General features: G+C 71.4%; 17 protein-coding genes. 3 read left to right on the top strand and 14 right to left on the bottom strand.

Translation table 11 applies throughout. From position 1 onward, the window contains the following. The 13 genes from OG257_RS29895 to OG257_RS29835 form a co-directional block, all read right to left on the bottom strand. Positions 1-1023, bottom strand: a complete 1023-nt coding sequence (locus tag OG257_RS29895; RefSeq protein WP_329212592.1) for an ADP-ribosylglycohydrolase family protein — start codon at positions 1021-1023, stop codon at positions 1-3. Continuing rightward, positions 1020-1751 (bottom strand): NUDIX hydrolase, encoded by a 732-nt coding sequence (locus tag OG257_RS29890; protein ID WP_329212591.1) that lies wholly within the window; start codon positions 1749-1751, stop codon positions 1020-1022. The genes OG257_RS29895 and OG257_RS29890 overlap by 4 nt, the downstream gene beginning before the upstream one ends. Beyond that, on the bottom strand, positions 1748-2827 hold the full coding sequence (locus OG257_RS29885; protein WP_329212589.1) for an AAA family ATPase: 1080 nt from the start codon (positions 2825-2827) through the stop codon (positions 1748-1750). Before OG257_RS29885 ends, OG257_RS29890 begins: the two co-directional genes overlap by 4 nt. Next, positions 2824-3474, bottom strand: coding sequence for a nicotinamide riboside transporter PnuC (gene pnuC / locus OG257_RS29880; protein WP_329212587.1), 651 nt, complete (start codon positions 3472-3474; stop codon positions 2824-2826). The genes OG257_RS29885 and pnuC overlap by 4 nt, the downstream gene beginning before the upstream one ends. A gap of 132 nt (positions 3475-3606) precedes the next feature. Further along, the gene (locus OG257_RS29875; RefSeq protein ID WP_329212585.1) at positions 3607-4758 is read right to left on the bottom strand and encodes a pseudouridine synthase; all 1152 of its coding nucleotides are present in this window, start codon (positions 4756-4758) and stop codon (positions 3607-3609) included. Then, complete coding sequence (gene scpB, locus OG257_RS29870) at positions 4758-5408, bottom strand: SMC-Scp complex subunit ScpB (protein ID WP_329212584.1); 651 nt, start codon at positions 5406-5408, stop codon at positions 4758-4760. The genes OG257_RS29875 and scpB overlap by 1 nt, the downstream gene beginning before the upstream one ends. After that, entirely contained in the window at positions 5405-6502 is a 1098-nt protein-coding gene (locus tag OG257_RS29865) for a segregation and condensation protein A (protein ID WP_329212582.1), read from the bottom strand. The genes scpB and OG257_RS29865 overlap by 4 nt, the downstream gene beginning before the upstream one ends. Positions 6503-6610: 108 nt before the next feature. Then, positions 6611-7210 (bottom strand): hypothetical protein, encoded by a 600-nt coding sequence (locus OG257_RS29860; protein ID WP_329215416.1) that lies wholly within the window; start codon positions 7208-7210, stop codon positions 6611-6613. Then, complete coding sequence (locus OG257_RS29855) at positions 7207-8325, bottom strand: ParA family protein (RefSeq protein WP_329212580.1); 1119 nt, start codon at positions 8323-8325, stop codon at positions 7207-7209. Before OG257_RS29855 ends, OG257_RS29860 begins: the two co-directional genes overlap by 4 nt. 369 nt (positions 8326-8694) lie before the next feature. Beyond that, positions 8695-9810, bottom strand: coding sequence for an alanine dehydrogenase (gene ald, locus OG257_RS29850; protein WP_329215414.1), 1116 nt, complete (start codon positions 9808-9810; stop codon positions 8695-8697). 145 nt (positions 9811-9955) lie between these two features. Continuing rightward, the gene (locus tag OG257_RS29845; protein ID WP_329212578.1) at positions 9956-12028 is read right to left on the bottom strand and encodes a tetratricopeptide repeat protein; all 2073 of its coding nucleotides are present in this window, start codon (positions 12026-12028) and stop codon (positions 9956-9958) included. Positions 12029-12270: 242 nt separating this feature from the next. Continuing rightward, positions 12271-12897, bottom strand: coding sequence for an NUDIX hydrolase (locus tag OG257_RS29840; protein WP_329212576.1), 627 nt, complete (start codon positions 12895-12897; stop codon positions 12271-12273). 75 nt (positions 12898-12972) lie between these two features. Further along, entirely contained in the window at positions 12973-14643 is a 1671-nt protein-coding gene (locus OG257_RS29835) for a CTP synthase (protein ID WP_329212574.1), read from the bottom strand. A gap of 440 nt (positions 14644-15083) precedes the next feature. On the opposite strand from OG257_RS29835, the gene OG257_RS29830 reads away from it, so the two are divergent. From OG257_RS29830 to OG257_RS29820, 3 genes are all read left to right on the top strand, one after another. Further along, complete coding sequence (locus OG257_RS29830) at positions 15084-16886, top strand: glycoside hydrolase family 15 protein (RefSeq protein WP_329212572.1); 1803 nt, start codon at positions 15084-15086, stop codon at positions 16884-16886. A gap of 113 nt (positions 16887-16999) precedes the next feature. Then, the gene (locus OG257_RS29825; RefSeq protein WP_329212570.1) at positions 17000-18397 is read left to right on the top strand and encodes an FAD-binding oxidoreductase; all 1398 of its coding nucleotides are present in this window, start codon (positions 17000-17002) and stop codon (positions 18395-18397) included. Positions 18398-18480: 83 nt separating this feature from the next. Continuing rightward, positions 18481-20106: a PucR family transcriptional regulator gene (locus tag OG257_RS29820; protein ID WP_329212568.1), complete on the top strand. Its 1626-nt coding sequence runs from the start codon at positions 18481-18483 to the stop codon at positions 20104-20106. 34 nt (positions 20107-20140) lie between these two features. Here OG257_RS29820 and OG257_RS29815 read toward each other — a convergent pair whose 3' ends face one another. Continuing rightward, positions 20141-21235 (bottom strand): glycosyltransferase family 4 protein, encoded by a 1095-nt coding sequence (locus tag OG257_RS29815; RefSeq protein ID WP_329212566.1) that lies wholly within the window; start codon positions 21233-21235, stop codon positions 20141-20143. Positions 21236-21398 lie beyond the last annotated feature (163 nt).

The following is a 21398-nucleotide window of genomic DNA, read 5'->3' as shown; positions in this document are numbered from 1 at the left end:
TCAAGAGTCCCAGAGCGCACCGAGCGACAGCAGGTCGCTCCGGTACTCGATGCGTTCCGACCACTCCTTGGGCCAGGCCGCCGCCCCCAGATGCGCCCCGGCCAGCGCTCCCGTCAGGCAGCCCAGCGAGTCGGAGTCGCCCCGGGTGCAGGCGGCCCTGCGCAGTGCGGTGGCCGGTTCCTCCGGGAAGAGCAGGAAGCAGTGCAGGGCCGTGGCGAGGGCTTCCTCGGCGATCCAGCCGTCGCCGGTCGCCTCGCACGGGTCGGTCTCCGGGGAGGGGTGACGCAGCGCGTCCTGGACCTTGGCCAGGGCGGTCAGGCACTCGTCCCAGCCTCGGCCGATGTACTCCTCCGGCGAGGCGTCGCCCGCGTACCGCCAGAGGTCGCCGAGCCAGCGCTCCAGGTAGCGGCCCCTGCTCTCGAACGCGTAGCTGCGCAACTGTCCTACCAGGCCCATGGGTTCGGCCCCCTGCGCCAGCAGGAACACCGCGCGGGCCATCAGGTCGGAGGCGGCCAGGGCCGTGGGGTGGCCGTGGGTGAGGGCGGCCTGGAGCTGGGCCGCGCCGGAGCGCTGCTCCTCGCTGAGGCCGGGTACGAGCCCGACGGGTGCGACCCGCATGTTGGCGCCGCAGCCCTTGGAGCCTGTCTGGCTGGCCTCCTGCCAGGGCCGTTCGCTGTCGAGCATGCGGCAGGCCGTCATGCAGGTGCGGCCGGGGGCGCGGTTGTTGTCCGGGGAGTGGTACCAGTCGACGAACTCCTCCCGGACGGGGCGCACCAGCCGCAGCGGGGTGAGCAGTCCGCGGTCCATGGCGGTGCGTATGCCGCGCCCCAGGGCGAGTGTCATCTGGGTGTCGTCGCTGACGATCGCCGGCTTCGGGAGCCGCATCTGCCGCCACGGCCCGCACTTGGCGAGGATGGACGGCACGTTGTTGAACTCGGTCGGGAAGCCCAGCGCGTCACCGAGCGCGAGCCCGGTCAGCGCGCCCGAGGCCGCCTGTTTGGTGAGAATCCTTGTCGGGATCATGATGTCCGTCCTTCCGGGCGCAGGAGTGGAGGGTGCAGGGCGGTGGCGGCACCCGCCCGGTACAGAGCGGCCGGTTTCCCCCGTCCGCCGGTGCGGCGCGGCGGTCCGTCGACGGCCTCGACGAAGCCGGGCGTGGTCAGGACCTTGCGCCGGAAATTTGGCCGGTCGAGCTCGACGCCCCAGACGGTCTCGTAGACCTGCTGGAGGTCCCCGAGCGTGAACTCGGCCGGGCAGAAGGCCGTCGCCAGACAGGAGTACTCGAGCTTGGCGCCGATCCGGTCGTGCGCGTCGGCCAGGATGCCGTCGTGGTCGAAGGCGAGCGGCCCGGTTCCGCCGGTGTCCCACCACTGCGCCCGCGCCGCGTCCCCGCCGCCGCGCGGTTCGGGCAGGTCGGGCACGAGAGCGGCGTAGGCGACGGAGACGACCCGCATCCTGGGGTCGCGGTCCGGATCGCTGTAGGTGCGCAGCTGTTCCAGGTGGAAGGCGCTCACGGTGTTCTGGGTGAGGCCGGTCTCCTCGGCGAGTTCGCGGCGTGCCGCCTCCTCGGCGGATTCGCGGGGCAGCACGAATCCGCCGGGCAGCGCCCAGTGGCCCTTGTAGGGGTCCTCGCCCCGTTCCACGAGCAGCACGTGGAGCCTGCTTTCCCGGACGGTGAAGACCGCGAGGTCGACGGTGACGGCGAAGGGCGCGAAGGCATGGGGGTCGTATCCCTCGGGGACGGTGCTCATCGCTTCTCCGGGAGGGGTTCGGTGAAGTAGGGGCCGGAGGAGAGGAGTTCGTCGACGGCGGCGACCGCCGTGTCCAGCCGTGTCCGGTGCGACCCCGTGACCTCGATGAACTTGCGTCCCGTACGGGTGAGTTCGGCGCGGAAGCGGTCCGTCATCCAGGGCCGCAGCTCCTCGCCGTCGCGCAGTCCGTCGTCCTCGAAGGCGACGCCCTCATGATCGGTGAGCAGCCAGAGGTGGTGGGCGATCCGGTCGGCGGTCTTCTCCACGAGCGGGTTGCGGCCGCCGATGTACCTCTCGTGCCAGACGGTGGTGGCGAAGGAGTCCGTGTCGCAGAAGAGCACCGGGGAGCCGATCCGGGCGGCAGCCTCCTCGCGGGCGTTCTGGGTCTCGGCGATGAGGGGGAAGTCGTCCGTGGTGAAGGTGACGTCCTCCCACTGCGCGCCGGGCCATCGGCTGCGCAGGTCGGCCAGCTTCCGTTCGCTGAACTCCCGTCCGTACTCGGCGACGTACTGGGTGTGCGCCCATGTGCCGCCGCGCTGGCGGTAGTGCTCGGTCAGCGCGCGGGCCAGGGTCGTGGTTCCGGTGGACTCGGCGCCCAGGACGACGATCCGGCGGGTGAGCGCGGCCCGTACGGGGGGTTCGAGAAAGTCCCAGCTGCCGGCCGGGTCCGCGCGGACCGCGGTGCCGGAGACGGGGAAGACGGTGCGGCCGGGGTCGACGAGGACGGACCGGGCGCCGAAGCGGCGGGCGAGTTCGTCCCCGTACGACTCCGAGGTGAAGACGGCGTCGACCTGTTCGGGTACGGCCCCGGTGAACACGGCCATGTGCGCGTCCCAGATCAGCGGGTCGTTCAGGTCCATGGGGGTGTCGTCGACGGCACCCACCACCCGTACGTCCGGGTGCACTTCGCGCATCCAGGCGACCCGGTCGGCCAGGGGCACCGATTCGACGGAGGCCGCGCAGACCAGGACGGTGAGCCGCTCGCAGCGGTCCTGGGCGGTGCGGACGAGGTGGTGGTGGCCGGCGTGCGGCGGGTAGAACTTGCCGAGGACCAGACCGTGTCCGTAGCTCTTCATGCGGGCACCCGCTCCCGGCCCGGGGCTGCGACGAGGTCGCGGCTCCAGTTGCGCAGCCCGATGAGGCAGAGCGTGAGGAAGCCTGCGTACAGCAGGGAGGTGAGGTAGAGCTCCTTGTACGCGTACAGCGGGATGTAGACCACGTCGGCGGCGATCCACAGCCACCAGGACTCGACCCGCTTGCGGCACTGCCCGTACGTCGCCATGAGGGACAGCGAGGTCGTCAGGGCGTCCCAGAACGGCACGGTGGAGTCCGTGGCCCGGGACAGCAGCAGGGTGAGCCCGAGGGTCCCCATCGCCCCCGCCGCGAGCAGCCAGGCCCATTCGGTGCGCGTGGTTCCGCGCACCGGCAGGACGGTCGCACCTGGTCCACCCCCGTGGGTCCAGGTCCACCAGCCGTACGCGGCGAGGGCGATGAAGACGATCTGCAGGCCGGCGTCGGCGTACAGACCGGACTGGGCGAACAGCAGGATGAAGAACAGGTTGTTGGCGATGCCGATCGGCCAGTTGGCGAGGTGCTGGCGGGCAACGAGCCACACGCACAGCGCCCCGCTGCCGAAACCGAGCACCTCGGTCCAGCTGACCGGGGTGTCCAGGACCGTGAACAGGGGCTGCTGCAGGGGGTCGAGTATCTCCGCGAGTGTCACGCCGTGCCTTCTCTCTTCTTTATAGTCACTCTGACTATAAAGAAGAAACGGCGGCAGCAAAAGGCCCGCGGCCGATTCCTGTTCGAGAACGAACCAGGAACCGGCCGCGGGCCGTTCGGTGCGGGGCGCGGGTTACAGACCGACCTCGCGCATCAGCATGCCGACCTCGGTGTTGGTCAGGCGGCGCAGCCAGCCGGACTTCTGGTCGCCCAGCGGGATCGGCCCGAAGGACGTGCGCACGAGCCGCTCGACCGGGAAGCCGGCCTCGGCCAGCATCCGGCGGACGATGTGCTTGCGGCCCTCGTGGAGGGTCACCTCGACCAGGTAGTTCTTGCCGGTGTTCTCGACGACCCGGAAGTGGTCGGCGCGGGCGTACCCGTCCTCCAGCTGGATGCCATCCTTGAGCCGCTTGCCGAGGTCGCGCGGGAGCGGGCCCTGGATGGCGGCCAGGTAGATCTTCTTCACCCCGTACCCGGGGTGCGTGAGGCGGTGGGCCAGCTCACCGTGGTTGGTGAGCAGGATGATGCCCTCGGTCTCGGTGTCGAGCCGGCCGACGTGGAACAGTCGCGTCTCGCGGTTGTTGACGTAGTCGCCGAGGTTCTGGCGGCCGTCCGGGTCCCCCATCGTGGAGACCACACCTGCGGGCTTGTTCAGCGCGAAGAACAGGTGCGTCTGGGTCGCGACGGTCAGGCCGTCGACCTTGATCTCGTCCTTCTGCGGGTCGACACGCCTGCCCTGCTCGAGGACGATCTCGCCGTTGACCTCGACCCTGGCCTGCTCGATGAGCTCTTCGCACGCCCGGCGCGAGCCCATGCCGGCGCGGGCGAGGATCTTCTGCAGCCGCTCGCCCTCCTGCTCGGCGCCCGGGTGCGTCTTGGGCGTCTTGACGGCGGGCTTGTCCGCGTACCTGTCACGGTTGCGCTGCTCGATCTTGGCGTCGAGCTCGCGGGGGCGGGACGGAGCGCCCACGCGGCGTCCGCCCTTGGTCACGTTCTGTGCGGCCTTGGGGCCGCCCTTGGCCCCGCCGCGGGCCGCCGCGCCGCGGCCCTTGCGGGCGCCACCGTCGCCGCCCGGCTTGTCGGAGCCCACGTCGTAGCGGCGCTCCTCGGGGCGGGGCCGGCGGGGGCGCTGCTCCTGCTTGTCGTCGCGCGCGCCGTCACGCCCGCCGTCGGCCTTCGGTCCCCCGGCCTTGGGCCGGAAGGAGCCGCCCGAGCCGCCCCGGGGATTCCGGTTGCCGCCGCTCTTGCCGCTGCCGCTTCCGTTGCTGCTGCCACTGCTTCGCATCAAAATTCCGTCTTGTCGTCTGCGTGAGTTTCCGGGGTGTCCGGTGCGTCCGGATCGAACGACGGCACACCCTCTAGCGTCTCAGCCTCGATCGCGTCCGCCTCCGGGAGGAAGGGCGCGAGCTCCGGGAGCTCGTCCAGGCCTCGCAGGCCCATGCGCTCCAGAAAGTAGTTCGTCGTCCTGTACAGGATCGCACCTGTTTCGGGTTCCGCGCCCGCCTCCTCGACCAGACCCCTCTGGAGGAGGGTCCGCATGACGCCGTCGCAGTTGACTCCGCGCACCGCCGAGACCCTCGACCGGCTCACCGGCTGGCGGTAGGCGACCACCGCGAGCGTCTCCAGGGCCGCCTGCGTGAGCCGGGCGTGCTGTCCGTCCAGGACGAAGCCCTCGACCGCCTCCGCGTACTCCGGGCGGGTGTAGAAGCGCCAGCCTCCCGCGACGAGCCGCAGGTCGAAGCCGCGGCGCTGGACGGTGTACTCGTCCGCCAGCTCCCGCAGGGCGTCCGCGACGGCCCGGCGGGGGCGCTGGAGCACCTTGGCGAGGTGTTCCTCGGTGGCGGGCTCGTCGACGACCATGAGGACCGCCTCCAGCGCGGGCTTGAGGTCGAGCCCGGCGACTGTACCGCTGCGCCCGTCGTCTTCTGCGCTCATTCCCGTTCGCCCTCCTGTACCTCGTGCGCCTCTTGGTCGAACTCGTCCGTCACAAGGGCCTCGGCCCCTTCCCCGCCCGCCCAGCGCACGATGAGATCACCGAGCGCCTCCTCCTGGTCCAGGACGACCGCCTTCTCCCGGTAGAGCTCCAGGAGCGCCAGGAACCGGGCGACGACGGTGAGGGTGTCCGGTGCGTCCTCCGTGAGCGTCCGGAAGCTGAGCTCGCCCTCCGCGCGCAGCCGCGCCACCACGATCTCCCCCTGTTCACGCACGCTGACCAGCGGTGCGTGGATGTGGTCGACGTACACCTGCGGCTTGGGCTTCGGCTGCATCGCCTTCACCGCCAGCCTGGCGAAGCCGTCCGGGCCGATGCTGATGACGACCTCGGGCAGCAGCGCCGCGTGGTGGGGTTCGAGCCCGACGGTACGGGGGTAGCGGCGGGACTCGGACTCCAGCCGCTCACTGAAGATCTCGGCGATCCGCTTGTACGCCCGGTACTGCAGGAGCCGTGCGAAGAGCAGGTCCCGCGCCTCCAGGAGCGCGAGGTCCGCCTCGTCCTCCACCTCGGCGGTGGGAAGCAGCCGGGCGGCCTTCAGATCGAGCAGGGTCGCGGCGACGACGAGGAATTCGGTGGTCTGGTCGAGATCCCAGTCCGGGCCCATGGCCCGGATGTGTCCCATGAACTCGTCGGTGACCTTGGACAGCGCGACCTCGGTCACATCGAGCTTGTGCTTGGAGATCAGCTGGAGCAGAAGGTCGAAGGGGCCCTCGAAATTGACCAGCCGCACGGTGAACCGCTTGTCGTCGGCTGTCCCGGGAGCCGGATCCCCGTCGGGCGCCCCTTGATCCGGAGCCTGCGCCTCGGGGGGCTGCGGCACGCCTGTGGCGCCCTCACGGGGGTCACAGGCGCCCGGACCCTCCTCCGGGGCTCCCGGGGCCTCTCCGGCCTCCTGCGGCGCGCCTGCCGGCCCCGCGGGTGCCTCCGGCGCGTCCACCGGCCCGGCGGGTGCGGCCGGCGGGTCCGCGGGCCGGACACCCGGTCCGCGGCCGAGAGCACGGCGGGGCGGGCGGGCGGAGTCGTCGGCAGTCGGCATTGCGGTCCAGGGGTGCGGCGGAGGGACGGACGGGCGCTGGCCCGTGCACACGGGCCGGGCCGCCCGTGGGGCGGCCCGCTCCCCGGCAGGCTACCGGCGCCGCACCGGTCAGCGGCCCCGCAGCCTTCGTACGAGGATGCTCGCGTCGCCCCGCGACTCCAGGTCGGCGAGCACCACCGCGACCGCCTCACGGACGATGCGCCCGCGGTCGACCGCCAGCCCGTGCTCACCGCGCAGCACGAGGCGTGCGTGCTCGAGGTCCATCAGTTCCTCGGCCGACACGTAGACGGTGATCTTCTCGTCGTGGCGCTCACGACCGCTCGGCCTGCGGTTCGCGCCGCGGCCGGCGCCGCGACCGCGCTGCTGCTGGACGGCAGGAGGAGCCTCCTGCGGTGCGTTACCGCCGGGCCTGCCCGCAGCCGACCCGTTCCCGGCCCGTTCGCCCCCGTCGGCGCGGCTGCGGGAGCCGCCCCCGTCGGAGTCCGCCGCGGAGTGCTCCTCCCGGGACGGGGCGGCGGACGTGCCGCCCGCTCCCCCGGCGCCGCTCTGCCCGGCCGTGTCCGCGGCTGCCGAGGTGTCGCTCTCCCCGGCCGGCGCGGGCACGCGTGCCTCGCCGTTCGCCTTGCGTCGCCGGTCGGCGGGGGACGAGGCCTGAAGGCCCATTCCCCCGGTGGTGCGGAACAGCTCGTCGGCCCCCGGCAGACTCACTCGGCGTGACACCGGGCGAGCACCTCCCTGGCGAGCTGGCGATAGGCGGCTGCACCGACCGAGTTGGAGGCGTACGTGGTGATGGGCTCACCGGCGACCGTGGTCTCCGGGAAGCGCACCGTGCGCCCGATGACGGTGTGGTAGACGTGCTCGTCGAAGGCCTCGACCACGCGCGCGAGCACCTCACGGCTGTGCACCGTACGGGAGTCGTACATCGTGGCGAGGATGCCGTCGAGCTCGAGCTCCGGGTTGAGCCGCTCCTGGACCTTCTCGATGGTCTCGGTGAGCAGCGCCACCCCGCGCAGCGCGAAGAACTCGCACTCGAGCGGGACTATCACCTTGTGAGCCGCCGTCAGGGCGTTCACGGTGAGCAGGCCGAGCGAGGGCTGACAGTCGATCACGATGTAGTCGTAGTCGGCCATCAGCGGCTTGAGGGCACGCTGCAGCGTCGACTCCCTCGCCACCTCGCTCACCAGCTGCACTTCGGCGGCCGAGAGGTCGATGTTGCTCGGGAGCAGGTCCATGTTGGGTACGGCGGTCTTCAGCAGGACCTCGTCAGCCGCCATGCCCCGCTCCATGAGCAGGTTGTAGACCGTGAGGTCGAGCTCCATCGGGTTGACCCCGAGTCCGACCGACAGGGCACCCTGCGGGTCGAAGTCGACGAGCAGGACGCGTCGTCCGTACTCCGCGAGTGCGGCACCGAGGTTGATGGTCGACGTGGTCTTGCCGACACCACCCTTCTGGTTGCACATCGCGATGATCTTCGCGGGGCCGTGATCGGTCAGCGGACCGGGAATCGGGAAGTACGGCAGCGGCCGGCCGGTCGGGCCGATCCGCTCGCGGCGCTGGCGAGCGGCGTCGGGCGCGAGGGTGGCCGCGTACTCCGGATCGGGCTCGTACTCGGCATCGGGGTCGTAGAAGTGCCCCTCGGGCACCTCGGCGAAGTCGGCGAAGTGGGCTGTGTCTCGGCCACTTTCGTTGCCGGCCATGGCGTTCACGTGTAGGCCGTCCATCATCTGGGGGGCTGTCGTCATGTGCTGGTGGGTGGCGAAGGTGCGGACAGCGACGGAGCCGACAGCTTCGAGCCCGATCGGGCTCAGACCCCGTGCAGGCATCCCTGGTTGACCACCCCCGGGAGTAATTGTCGACTCATTCACAAGTCGTCTTACCTCCTTGGATGTGACCAGGAAACTTATCGATAGGTCAGCGTGGCACCATGCCGACGATTGGCGACTCTATGGCGTGTCACCGGTTCGCAGCAACACAATCCGCCGGACCCGGCCCGATGTGTCGGCAATCGAACACCCCTCTGTCAAGAGTGCACGGGGAGCGGAGCGCATCATTCACGGGGGTGCAAAACGGGTAGAGGGTTACGTCTCCGGCGAGTTGAACGGGGCCCGCGAAGGGCCCCGGCATGAGTCCGGCCGGACCTTGCTGGGCAAGGTCCGGCCGGACTCATGAGGTTGACGAACGGCGTTGACCGCTCAGCCGAGAAGCGCGCTCAGTTCGACGTGGTCAAGGCCGTGCGCCTCGGCCACCTCGCGGTAAACCACCTGTCCGTCATGGGTGTTGAGACCCTTGGCGAGTGCGGCGTCACGGCGCAGCGCGTCGGCCCAGCCGCGGTTCGCGAGCTCCAGGATGTACGGCAGCGTGGCGTTCGTGAGCGCGTAGGTGGACGTGTTCGGCACGGCGCCCGGCATGTTCGCGACGCAGTAGAAGACCGAGTTGTGAACCATGAAGGTCGGCTCGGCGTGCGTCGTCGGATGCGAGTCCTCGAAGCAGCCGCCCTGGTCGATTGCAATGTCGACAAGGACACTTCCGGGCTTCATCTTGGCGACCAGCTCGTTGGTGACGAGCTTCGGGGCCTTCGCGCCGGGGATGAGCACGGCGCCCACGACGAGGTCGGCCTCGATGACGGCCTTCTCGAGCTCGAGGGCGTTGGAGACGACCGTCCGCACCTTGGTGCCGAAGATCTTGTCGGCCTCGCGGAGCTTGTTGATGTCCCGGTCGAGCAGCGTGACGTGGAAGCCGAGACCGACGGCGATCTGCGTGGCGTTCCAGCCGGAGACGCCGCCGCCGATGACGACGGCCCTGGCCGAGCCCGTACCGGGGACGCCGCCGGGGAGCACACCGCGGCCGCCGACCGAGCGCATCAGGTGGTACGCGCCGACCTGCGGGGCGAGACGGCCCGCGACCTCGGACATGGGGGCGAGCAGCGGCAGCGCGCGGGTCGCGGTCTCGACCGTCTCGTAGGCGATCGCGGTCGTGCCCGACTCCAGCAGCGCGTCCGTGCACTCGCGGGAGGCGGCGAGGTGCAGGTACGTGAAGAGGGTCTGGCCCTTGCGGAGGCGGTGGTACTCCTCGGCGACCGGCTCCTTGACCTTGAGCAGCAGGTCGGCGGCGGCCCAGACCTCGTCGGCGGTGGACAGGATCTGCGCCCCGGCGGCGACGTACTCCTCGTCCGGGATGGAGGAGCCCTCGCCGGCGTGCTGCTCGACGAGCACCTGGTGGCCGTGACGGACGAGCTCATGCACTCCGGCGGGGGTGATCGCCACCCGGAACTCGTTGTTCTTGACTTCGCGGGGGATGCCGACCTTCACGTCGATCACGGTCCTTGGGCTCGGAGGATGGCTCGGACATGACGGGAGGTACCCGCATGAATCAAGCATAAATGGAGACACCGCAGTGATGCGCGGCAGAGCCATCATTAATGAAGGACTTCTCGCTGTCCAGCCTTACAAAGCATTAAGTTTCCGTCGAAGCACTACGGATTTCGTAGGCTGACCCTTCCTCCGTCAGTAATCTGTCGGCTGCGCCCCGGTGCAGCCTGGCCGCTGCGGGGTCACCGAGCCGGTCCAGCGTGTCCGCCAGCCTGAGCTCCAGCGCCGCCTGCAGCCGTACGTCACCCGCCCGTCGCGCCAGGTCGACCGCCTCGTGGCAGGTGTGCAGGGACTCCTGCGGCCTTCCCGCGTACTCCTGGACCCGCGCGGCCTCACTGAGCGCCCGTGCCTGGGCGGGCAGGTCACCGAGCCTGCGGTGGCCCGCGGCCGCGGCCCGCCAGTTGCGCAGGGCCTCGCCGTAGCGCCCGGCGTACGTGTGGACGGCCCCGAGCCGCCCGTACAGCCGCGCCTCGTCGGCCGGCTCGCCCTGAGTGAGCCGCTGCGCGAGGGCCCGGCCGTACCAGTCGGAGGCACGGTTGAAGTCCCCGAGCTCCGCGTAGGCGCCGCCCACGGATTCCATGGCGCGGCCGGTCGCGTACAGGTCGTTCGCCGCGCGTCCGGCGTCCAGCGCGGCCCGGTACCGGGTCAGCGCCGCCCGGGTACGGCCGGTTCCGGCGTCCAGGTCGGCGAGGTTGAGCAGGGCCGCGGCCTTCTCCCGGGGGAGGTCGCGGCGCTCGGCCACGTCCAGGACCAGACCGTGCAGCCCGTACAGGTCGGGCGCGGCGTCCTCGGTGCCCCGGTGCACGGCGAGCGCCCGGACGAGTGCGGCGACCAGCCTGCGGGCGAGGGTGTCCAGCTCCCCGTCCTCGACCGCGATCCGGGCGGAGGCCAGCAGGGCGGGCCGGCGGATCCGCAGCCACTCGGCGGCGGCCTCCGGGTTGGGGAAGCGCAGCGAGCGGGGCAGCCCGGCGAGCTTGCGGCGGGCCGGGGAACCCTCCGGATCGGTGACGGCCCGGCAGGACTGGAGCTGACGTACGGTCCGCTCCAGCATCCTGGCCCGTGCCAGCTGGATCTCGGCCGGCCGGTCCAGTTCCTCCAACAGGGCGCGCAGCAGCGGTGCGAGGCAGCCGGGGATCTCGTACTGGGGCAGGACCGCGCCGTTCGTCCGCAGGAGACCGAGCCGGACGAAGTCGTCCAGGGTGGTCTGGGCGGCCGAGACGGAACACCCTGCCAGTGCGGAGGCGGTGTGGGCGTCGGCCAGTCCGGCGGGGGCGAGCGCGAGCAGTCGCAGTATCCGGGCGGCGGTCTGCGGCAGCGACTCGTGGACCAGCCGGAAGGCACGGGCCAGCGGGCGGGCGCCGGTGGGCTGTTCGGCGTCGCCCGGCAGGTCGTGCAGCTGCTTGGTGACGTCGGCGACCGACGCGCCCGGGCGGGCCGCGAGCCAGCCGGCGACCAGCGTCAGGGCTGCGGGCTGTCCCGCGCACTCCTCCGTCAGGGTCTCGGCGGTGCGCGGATCCACGGTGATGCGGACCTGGCCGATGGTGCGGGCGAGGAGCTGTACGGCGGAGCCTGCGTCCATGCCCCCGATGGTGCACGGCCGGACGCCCGGGATGCCGGTGAGCGGGCCGGTGGAGGTGGCGACGACCAGGCAGTCCGGGTTGTCCGGCAGCAGCGGGTCGACCTGTTCGGCGTCCACGGCGTCGTCGAGCACGATCAGGGCGCGGCGTACGGCGAACGCCTCGCGGACCATCTCGGAGAGTTCGTCCTCGTCCGCGCCGGGCGGGGCGGCAATGGCGAGCAGGTCCAGGAGGTCGCGTGCGGTGCGCTCGACGGGGACGCGTTCGCCTCCGGGATCGGTGAGCGGGACCCGGAACACCCCGTCGGGGTAGTCGCCGGGTTCCGCGAGCCGGCGGGCGAGCTCGGCGGCGAGGGCGGTGCGTCCGGATCCGGGCCGTCCGGCGATCAGCAGGACCCTGGCGCGTGCGGCCTTCCGGCCGGCGAGTGTGTCCAGTCCCGCTCGCTCGATGTCCGCCTGAAGGGCTTTCAACTCCCGTTCACGGCCGAAGAAGTGGGGTGGCGTGGCATCGGACGGCTGCTCGGCCCCCGCCGTTCCCGCCGCACCGGCCGGACCGCTGGTGTCCACCGCCTGATCGGTCACGAGCCACGCTCCACTTCACTGCACGCGGTTGCCCGGCCGGAACTCCGGTCGGGGCCTTTTGAGCGTAGTTCAGTGGTGCGGACGATCACGGCCGAGCGCGGCGGACACGTCCCCCGATCGGATCAGCGTTTCCTACGATCGGATGCTGATTCGGACCTCGACGGCGGATCGCCGGGCCCGGACCGGCCGGTCCCGGACCGGCCCCGGACCTCTGAGGCCGGCTCGGACCTGGCGGGGACGGTTCAGACCTCGAACGGCCGGGCGGGCCACGGCGCCTCGGCCGGGCGCAGCGAGTCCACCCCGTCGCCCGCGAGCACCGCGGTGAGCGAGAGGACGCCCACCACGAGGCAGTTGTTGTGCAGGTCCCCCGCGAGCACCCCCTGCACGAGCTCCTGCAGCGGCACCCGGGCCTGCTCCATGTCGGCCTCCTCCTCGGAGACCTCGAAACGCTCGCCCTCGGCCTCGGAGAGGTTCCGGGCGAGGAAGATGCGTACGGCTTCGTCGCATCCGCCGGGCGTGGTGTAGACGTCGGTCAGCACCCGCCAGTCCTCGGCCTTGACGTGCGCCTCCTCGTACAGCTCCCGCTGCGCCGCGTGCAGCGGGTTCTCGCCGGGGATGTCGAGGAGCCCGGCGGGGATCTCCCACAGCTTGTGGCGCACCGGGTGCCGGTACTGCCGCAGGATCAGGACGCGGCCGGACTCGTCGAGTGCGAGGACGGCGACGGATCCGGGGTGGACCTGGTAGTCGCGGCGCGCGACGGTGCCGTCGGGCATCACCACGTCGTCGGTGCGGACGCTGGTCTTGTTACCGGTGAAGGGGGTCACCGTCGCGGTGACCTGCCACTCCTCGGGCGTGTCCTGGAAACCCATGTACGTCCTCCCACGAAAAACAGAAACCGGGGCACGCATCCACGAAGGATCCGTACCCCGGTCAACCGTATCGCCTCAGCCCTTGGCGCCGGTCCCCCGCGCTGCGGCCTGGCGTTCCACGGCCGCCTTCACCAGACCGGCGAAGAGCGGGTGCGGGCGGGTCGGGCGGGAACGCAGCTCCGGGTGCGCCTGGGTGGCGACCAGGTAGGGGTGCGCCTCGCGCGGGTACTCGACGTACTCGACGAGCTTGTTGTCCGGGGAGGTGCCGGAGAAGACCAGGCCGGCCTTCTTCTCGAGCTCCGTGCGGTAGGCGTTGTTGACCTCGTAGCGGTGGCGGTGGCGCTCCTCCACGTACGGCTGGCCGTCGTACGCCTCACGGACCACGGAGCCCTCGGCGAGCTTCGCCGGGTACAGGCCGAGCCGCATGGTGCCGCCGAGGTCGCCGGCGCCCTCGACGTAGGCGAGCTGCTCCTCCATCGTCGAGATGACGGGGTGGCCCGTGGCGGCGTCGAACTCGGTGGAGTTGGCGTCGGGGATTCCGGCGAGGTTGCGCGCGGCCTCGATCACGATGCACTGGAGGCCGAGGCAGAGGCCCAGCAGCGGCACCTTGTTCTCGCGGGCGTACTGGATGGCGCCGACCTTGCCGACCACACCGCGCTCGCCGAAGCCGCCGGGGATGCAGATGGCGTCGACGTCGGCGAGCTGCTTCTGCGCGCCGGCCGGTGTCTTGCAGTCGTCGGAGGCGACCCACTTGACCTTGACGCGGGCCTTGTTCGCGAAGCCGCCGGCCCGGATGGCCTCGGTGACCGAGAGGTAGGCGTCGGGCAGGTCGATGTACTTGCCGACCAGGGCGACGGTGACCTCGTGGTCGGGGTTGTGGACGCGGTCCAGCAGATCGCCCCACGTGGTCCAGTCGACGTCGCGGAAGGGCAGGTCGAGCTTGCGCACGACGTAGGCGTCGAGGCCCTCGGAGTGCAGCACCTTCGGGATGTCGTAGATCGACTTGGCGTCCGGACAGGCCACCACGGCGGCCTCGTCGACGTCGCACATCAGCGAGATCTTGCGCTTGATGGAGAGCGGTACGTCGCGGTCGGCGCGCAGCACGATGGCGTCCGGCTGGATACCGATGTTGCGCAGGGCGGCCACCGAGTGCTGGGTCGGCTTGGTCTTGAGCTCACCGGACGGGCCGATGTAGGGCAGCAGCGAGATGTGCACGACGAAGACGTTGTCGCGGCCGACCTCGTGGCGGACCTGGCGGACGGTCTCCAGGAACGGCAGCGACTCGATGTCGCCGACCGTGCCGCCGACCTCGGTGATGACGACGTCGACGTCCGCGGTGGCCATGCGGCGGATGCGGTGCTTGATCTCGTTGGTGATGTGCGGGATGACCTGGACGGTGTCGCCGAGGTACTCGCCGCGCCGCTCCTTGGCGATGACCTGCGAGTAGACCTGGCCGGTGGTGACGTTGGCCGATCCGTCGAGGTCGACGTCGAGGAAGCGCTCGTAGTGGCCGATGTCCAGGTCGGTCTCGGCGCCGTCGTTGGTGACGAACACCTCACCGTGCTGGAAGGGGTTCATCGTGCCGGGGTCGACGTTGAGGTAGGGGTCGAGCTTCTGCATGGTGACCCGCAGGCCACGTGCCTTGAGCAGGGCACCCAGGCTGGAGGCAGTCAGACCCTTGCCGAGGGAGGAGGCGACACCCCCGGTGACGAAGATGTGCTTGGTCGTCGTGGATGTGGGCTGCATAGCCAAAGGGGGCTCCCGTGGTCGCGATCGTGAGGTGCGTACCGGCGTGCCGTCCGGAGAATTCCGGAGGCGCCGTCGCTGCGGTTCGGGGGCCTCGTCCACTGTCGGGACGACCACCGGTCCACGGGCTACCAGGGTAACAGCGACCGGAGGAGGCTGCTTCCGGCCACACCTCTCACACTGGAGTCACAGAATCACCGCACGCCCCTCACGTCCCACCCGTTCGCCACGGACGGGCCGCGGAGAACTTTTGGACAGCGTCGCGCGGATCTTCCTGGTGCGTCGTATCCTGCTCGGACCACTCGCTGCCGAGTTGGCCGGCCAGCGGCTCCACCCCAGCCCGCTCACCCGTGCAAGAGCTCGTCGGTTCTATTACAACGACCCCTTGACCAGCAGTAAGCGCCCCACGGGGCGAATTGGCCGTTCGACTGGAGACGCACGTGGCCGGGCGCATCGAGGATTACGCACTCATCGGAGACATGCAGACCGCTGCCCTGGTCTGCCGGGACGGCACAGCAGACTGGCTGTGCCTCCCCCGCTTCGACTCGCACGCAGTTTTCGCCGGGCTCCTCGGTACCGAGGAACACGGCTTCTGGCGTCTGGGACCCGCACGCGCGGAAGGGGCAGAACCCCTCGCCGCGGACCGCCGCCGGTATCGCGGGGACTCGCTCGTCCTGGAATCGGAGTGGGACACCCCGCGCGGCACGGTCCGCGTGACCGATTTCATGCCGCCGCGTGACGGCGCCCCTCAGCTCATCCGGATCGTGGAGGGCGTCAGCGGCCGGGTGCAGGTGCGCTCGGAACTGCGGATGCGTTTCAGCTACGGGCGGGTCACCCCCTGGGTGCACAAGGTCGACGGCCGGACGGTCGCCGTGGCGGGCCCCGACTCGGTCTGGCTGGACACGCAGGCGGAGACGTACGGCCAGAACCTGACGACGTACTCCGATTTCACCGTCGCCCCCGGCGACCGGATCGCGTTCACGATCAGCTGGCAGCCCTCGCACCACGAGCCGCCCAGCCTGCCGGACCCCGAGGGTTCCCTCGAGGCGACCGAGAACTTCTGGCGCGAATGGGTCGACCAGTGCACGTACCACGGGCCCTACCGGGAAGCCGTGGTCCGCTCCCTGATCACCCTCAAGGCCCTCACGTACGCGCCCACCGGCGGCATCGTGGCGGCTCCGACCACCTCTCTGCCCGAGGAGATCGGGGGCGTTCGGAACTGGGACTACCGCTACACCTGGCTGCGGGACGCGGCGATCACGCTGTCCTCGCTGCTGCGCACCGGCTACCGCGAGGAGGCCCGCGCCTGGCGCGAGTGGCTGCTGCGGGCCGTCGCGGGCGACCCGGAGAACCTGCAGATCATGTACGGCATCGCGGGTGAGCGGGAGCTCGGCGAGGCGGAGCTGGACTGGCTTCCCGGCTACGAGAACTCCGGGCCGGTGCGGGTCGGGAACGGTGCGGCGAACCAGCTCCAGCTCGATGTGTACGGAGAGGTCACCGAGGCGCTGCACCTGGCGCACATGACGGGCCTGACCCGCAACGACTACGCGATGGGGCTCCAGCTCAAGCTGATCAGCTATCTGGAGAAGCACTGGGAGGAGCCCGACGAGGGCATCTGGGAGGTGCGCGGCCCCCGCCGGCACTTCGTGCACTCCAAGGTGATGGCCTGGGTCGCGGTCGACCGCACCATCAAGCTGATCGAGTCCGGGGACACGGACGGGCCGCTGGAGCGGTGGCTCCAGCTGCGCGAGGACATCCACCGCGATGTCTGCGAACGGGGCTACGACAAGGAACGCAACACCTTCACCCAGTCCTACGGGTCGAAGGAGCTGGACGCGTCCCTGCTGCTGATTCCGCAGATGGGCTTCCTGCCGCCCGACGACAAGCGGGTCATCGGCACGATCGAGGCGATCCAGCGGGAGCTGTCCACGGAGGACGGCTTCGTCCTGCGCTACCCCACCGCCGGTGAGCACGCGGGCGTGGACGGTCTGGAGGGCGACGAGGGTGCGTTCCTCGCCTGCTCGTTCTGGCTGGCTGACGACCTCGCGATGATCGGCCGGGTCGACGAGGCCCGCCAGCTCTTCGAGAGGCTGCTGTCCCTGCGCAACGACCTGGGGCTGCTGGCCGAGGAGTGGGACGCGCGGCTGCAGCGCCAGGTGGGGAACTTCCCGCAGGCGTTCAGCCATGTGCCGCTGATCGACACGGCGCTGCGGCTGACGGCCAGCGGGGCGTACGTCGGCTGAGGGGCGCGCCCGCAGACGTATGCGGGCGGTGTGACAGGACCCGGTGGAACGGCCGATCTCCGGGGCCGGGCCTACGATGGAAGGGTCCTGTCACTCCCTGCGAAGGGGGCATCATGACGCCCCGCAGCACCTTGCCCGACGCCGCTCTGAGCGGCCTGCGCACCGATCTCACCGGCGCCGTGCATGTGCCCGGGGATCCGGGTTACGACGAGGCCCGCGCCGTCTTCAACAGCATGATCGACCGCAGGCCGTCGGTGGTGGCGCAGTGTGACTCCGAGGCCGATGTGGCACGGGCGCTGCGTTTCGCGCGGGAGCACGGCCTGGAGGTCGCCGTGCGCGGAGGCGGTCACAGCGTCGCGGGCATGGCCCTGAGCGATGGCGGCCTGGTGGTGGATCTGCGCCGCATGAACAGTGTGGGTGTCGACCGGGAGACCCGTTCGGCCCGCGTCGGCGGCGGGGCCACCATGAGCGATCTGGACCGGGCGGCCCAGCCGTACGCCTTGGCGACCACCGGCGGCCGGGTCTCCACCACCGGGGTCGGCGGCTTCACGCTGGGCGGCGGATCCGGCTGGCTGGAACGCAAGTTCGGGCTGGCCTGCGACAATCTGCTGGCCGCCGATCTGGTCACCGCGGACGGGGGCAGCGTCCGCGCCACGCCCGACGAGAACCCGGAGCTCTTCTGGGCGCTGCACGGCGGCGGGGGAAACTTCGGCGTGGTCACCTCGCTCACCCTGCGGCTGCACGACCTGCCCGCGATGAGCATGGCGCTGATTCTCTTCCGGCCCGAGGACGGCCCCGGGGCCGTCCGTGTGTACCGGGATCTGATGGAGTCCGCGCCGGACGAAGCGGGTGGCGGCTGCCTGTACCTCACCGCCCCGCCCGAGGAGTTCGTGCCCGAACAGCTGGTGGGCACGCTGGTCTGCGCCATCGTGTTCACCTTCGCCGGGACGGAGGCGGAGCTTCGCGAGGCGGCGGCCCCGCTGCTCGCGCTCGGCCATGAGTCGGAGCTCGTGGCCGAACTCCCCTACGCGGAGCTCCAGTGCATGCTGGACGATCCGCCCGGCATGCGGAACTACTGGTCCGCCGAGTACCTGGACAGCTTCCCCGACGAGGCCGTGTCCGTCTTCTGCTCCACCGCGGGCGCGATGCCGGTTCCCTCCGGCTCTCAGCATGTGCTGTTCCCGATGGGCGGCGCGGTGGCGCGGGAGGGCGCCGACTATCCGGTCCCCTGGCGCTCGTCCCCGTGGGGCGTGCACCCGTTCGGGATCTGGGAGAGCGCGGCGGACGACGAGCAGGGGAAGCAGTGGGTGCGTGACGTGCGCGCGGGCGTCCGCCCCTGGGCGAACGGTGCGGTCTACCTCAACTTCATCGGGCGCGAGGGGCAGGATCGCGTCGTCGCCGGGGTGGGCGAGGAGAACTACGCCCGGCTGGCCGCCGTCAAGGCACGGTACGACCCCGGCAACGTCTTCCACCTGAACCACAACATCCGTCCCGCCGCAGCCGCGGTGTGACGTACCCCGCCGGGCCCGGGTAACTTCCTGACCGGGGCGATCGCCCCGTCGCACTTGAGCAGGAAGCACGAAGGTCGGAGTCAGTGGAGACACAGGGCGGAATCACCGTGCGGCAGGCGCTGGAGCTGCCGGGGCTGCGCGGCGGAGTCCCGGAGGTGCTGGCCGGGGCGGACCGGCTGGACCGTACGGTGCGCTGGGTGCACACGGGCGAGGTGCCGAACATCGCCTCCCTCCTCAAGGGCGGCGAGCTGCTGCTCACCACGGGTCTCGTGATGGGCTCCCGGCCCGCCGATCAGCGTGCCTTCGTGCGGCGGCTCGCCGACCGGGGCATCGCCGCCCTGGTGGTGGAGCTCGGACCCCGTTTCAGCCGGCTGCCTGCGGCGATCGTGGACACGGCACGGACGGCTGGGCTGCCGCTCGTACAGCTGCACCGCGAGGTGCCGTTCGTGTCGGTGACCGAGGAGATCCACACCGAGATCGTCAACGGTCACTACGCGCTGCTCCAGCGGGCCGAGGAGGTGCACCGGCGCTGCACGCAGGCGGTGCTCGGCGGCGGTGGGGTGCCGCAGGTGCTGGGCATCCTGGCGGACTTCACCGCCAACCCCGTCTTCCTGGAGACCCCGGACGGCCGGCTGCTGTACGCGGCGGGAACGGGGACCGGGGCGGTGGGAGCCGATCCGCTGCAGGTCTGGGAGGGACTGCGCGGCGGCCGTGCGGCCCGCGAGACACCGCCGGCCGGCGCGGTTCTGGTGGAGGTGCCCGGCGGAGGTTCCGGGACCGGTTCCGTACGGGCCCGGCTGGTGCTGCTCGCCGTCTCGGGACCGCTGGTGGCGGTGCACCGGATGGCGGCGGAGCGGGCCGCGGGCATCATCGCCGTCGTCCTGATGCAGGCGCGTCAGGACGAGGAGCTGGCGGCCCGGGGGCGCGGTGACTTCCTCACGGATCTCGCCGAGGGCAGGATCGCACCCGAGGACGCGCCCGCGCAGGCCAAGGTGCTGGGGTTCAAGCCGGGCGGGGACCCCTTGCTGCCGGTGGTGATGCGGATCGCTCCCGAGCTGTCGCCGTCGGGCAACTGGGCACTGCTGGCACGGGCGGTGCTGGAGGAGCTGTCGGCGGTGGGCGTACCCGTACTGCTCGGGGTGCGGCCCGTGGAGGGCAGAATCCCGTTGCTGCTGGCGCTGCGTCCGGAGACGGGGCGCGCGGCGGTCGCGGACCGGGTGGCGGCGGCGCTGCGGGCGGGCGTCGAGCGGGCGGGGCTCGAACGGGCCGGGGACCGTGCGCCGGTCGTGGTGGTCGGGGCGGCGGGCGGCTGGGCGGCGGCCGGTGCCGGGCTGCGGCACGCGGCGGAGGCGGCGACGGCCGCCCAGGGGCTCGGCGAGCTTCCCTGGTACGACGCACAGCGCCTCGACATCGATCTGCTGCTGTGGCGGTTGCGGGAGCACCCGGACCTGGCGTCCTTCGTGGACCGGACGATCGGGCCGCTGCGTGAGCACGACCGGACCTCCCGTCCCCCGCTGCTGCCCACGCTCGAGGCGTACATCGACCATGCGGGCCGCAAGGCGGAGGCGGCACGCGAGCTGCATCTGAACCGCCAGACGCTCTACAACCGGCTGGCCCGCATCGGGGAGCTGCTCGGCGCCGATCTGGACGACCCCCAGACGGTCCTGGCCCTGAGCCTGGCCCTGCGGGCCCGCCGCCACACGCCTTGAGCCCCGCACCTCCCGGGGCTCGCGCCCCAGGAACTCACCTGCGGACCGTGGCCAGGGGCTGCGCCAACTCGTCGTAGACGGACAGCACATGGGCGATCGTGTCGTCCTCGGTCGGCCACCCCGCGGCCTGTACGAGCCCGGCCGCGGCGAGCCGCTCGCGCTGTTCCCGGTCGCCGAGGAGCTGCACGACGGTGCGGGCGAGCGCTTCCGCGTCCCCGGGGGGTACCGGTTCGGCCGCACCGCCCGCGAGTTCGGCGGGCCCGCCGGTCATGGCCGCCACGAGGGGCACACCCAGCCGCAGCGCCTCGTGCGCCGTCGTCGGCGGGGGCGCCTCCCCGCCGCAGGTCAGCACGGCGAGGTCCGCGGCGGCGAGGATCTCGACGGTGTCGTCCCGGCTGCCGGCCAGCAGGACGGGCAGCTGTTCGTCGGTGATCCTGCGCTGCAGGGCAGCCCGCTCCTGCCCCTCACCGACGATCACCAGCAGGGGTACGGGGTCCAGTTCACGCCAGACGCGTGCGGCGTCCAGCAGTGTGCCGAAGCCGTGGTGCGGCAGGAGAGCGCCGACCGACACCAGCAACGGCCTTCCCACCGCGCCCAGTTCGACGCGCGCCTTGCCGTCGCGGCCGGTGACGGGAGAGGCGCCGGCCGGGATCGCGGCCGGTGCGAGGCGGGCGTCCCTGGCCCCCCGGCGGCGTGCGCGGTCGACGAGGTCCGACGACGTACCCAGCACAACGGCCGCCGCCCGGGCGGCCCTTCGCTCCAGCAGGTGCAGCAGCCGGCGGCGAGCGCCTTCGGTGCGGGCGCGGGCGCGCCAGGTCATGACCAGGGGCGTACTGCGGCCGCTGAGCGCGATCCCGGTCCGGACGGCGGCGTGCAGACCGTGCGCGTGGACCACGTCGGCATCGGCGCAGGCGGCGCGCAGGGCTGCGACGGCTGCGGGGTCGCTGCGCCGGGGTACCGCGACGAAGCGGGCTCCCGTCGCGGGGAAGTCATGGCTGCGGTCCACTCCGGCGGGGGCGCAGACCGTGACCTGCACCCCTCTGGCGACCAGACCTGCGGCGAGCGAGACGACATGAGCGCTGCTTCCGGCACCACCGCCCAGGACTTGGACCGTACGCAGCTGTGACACGTCGAATGGCTCCCGGAGCTCCGGAGTCGGCGGAATGTACAGACCAAGGATGCCAGTCCGTACGCACGTTCCGGGACTGACGAAACGTTGTTCCCGTCCTTGCGGCGACGGGCAGCCGGGCCGCCCCACCCGTACGAGTGAGATCGGCGGCCCGGAATTGACG

This window comes from Streptomyces sp. NBC_00683 (genome assembly GCF_036226745.1).
Lineage (GTDB): Bacteria > Actinomycetota > Actinomycetes > Streptomycetales > Streptomycetaceae > Streptomyces.
The sequence above is the reverse complement of the archived record's forward strand: the minus strand, read 5'-3'. Positions and strand labels throughout refer to the sequence as shown.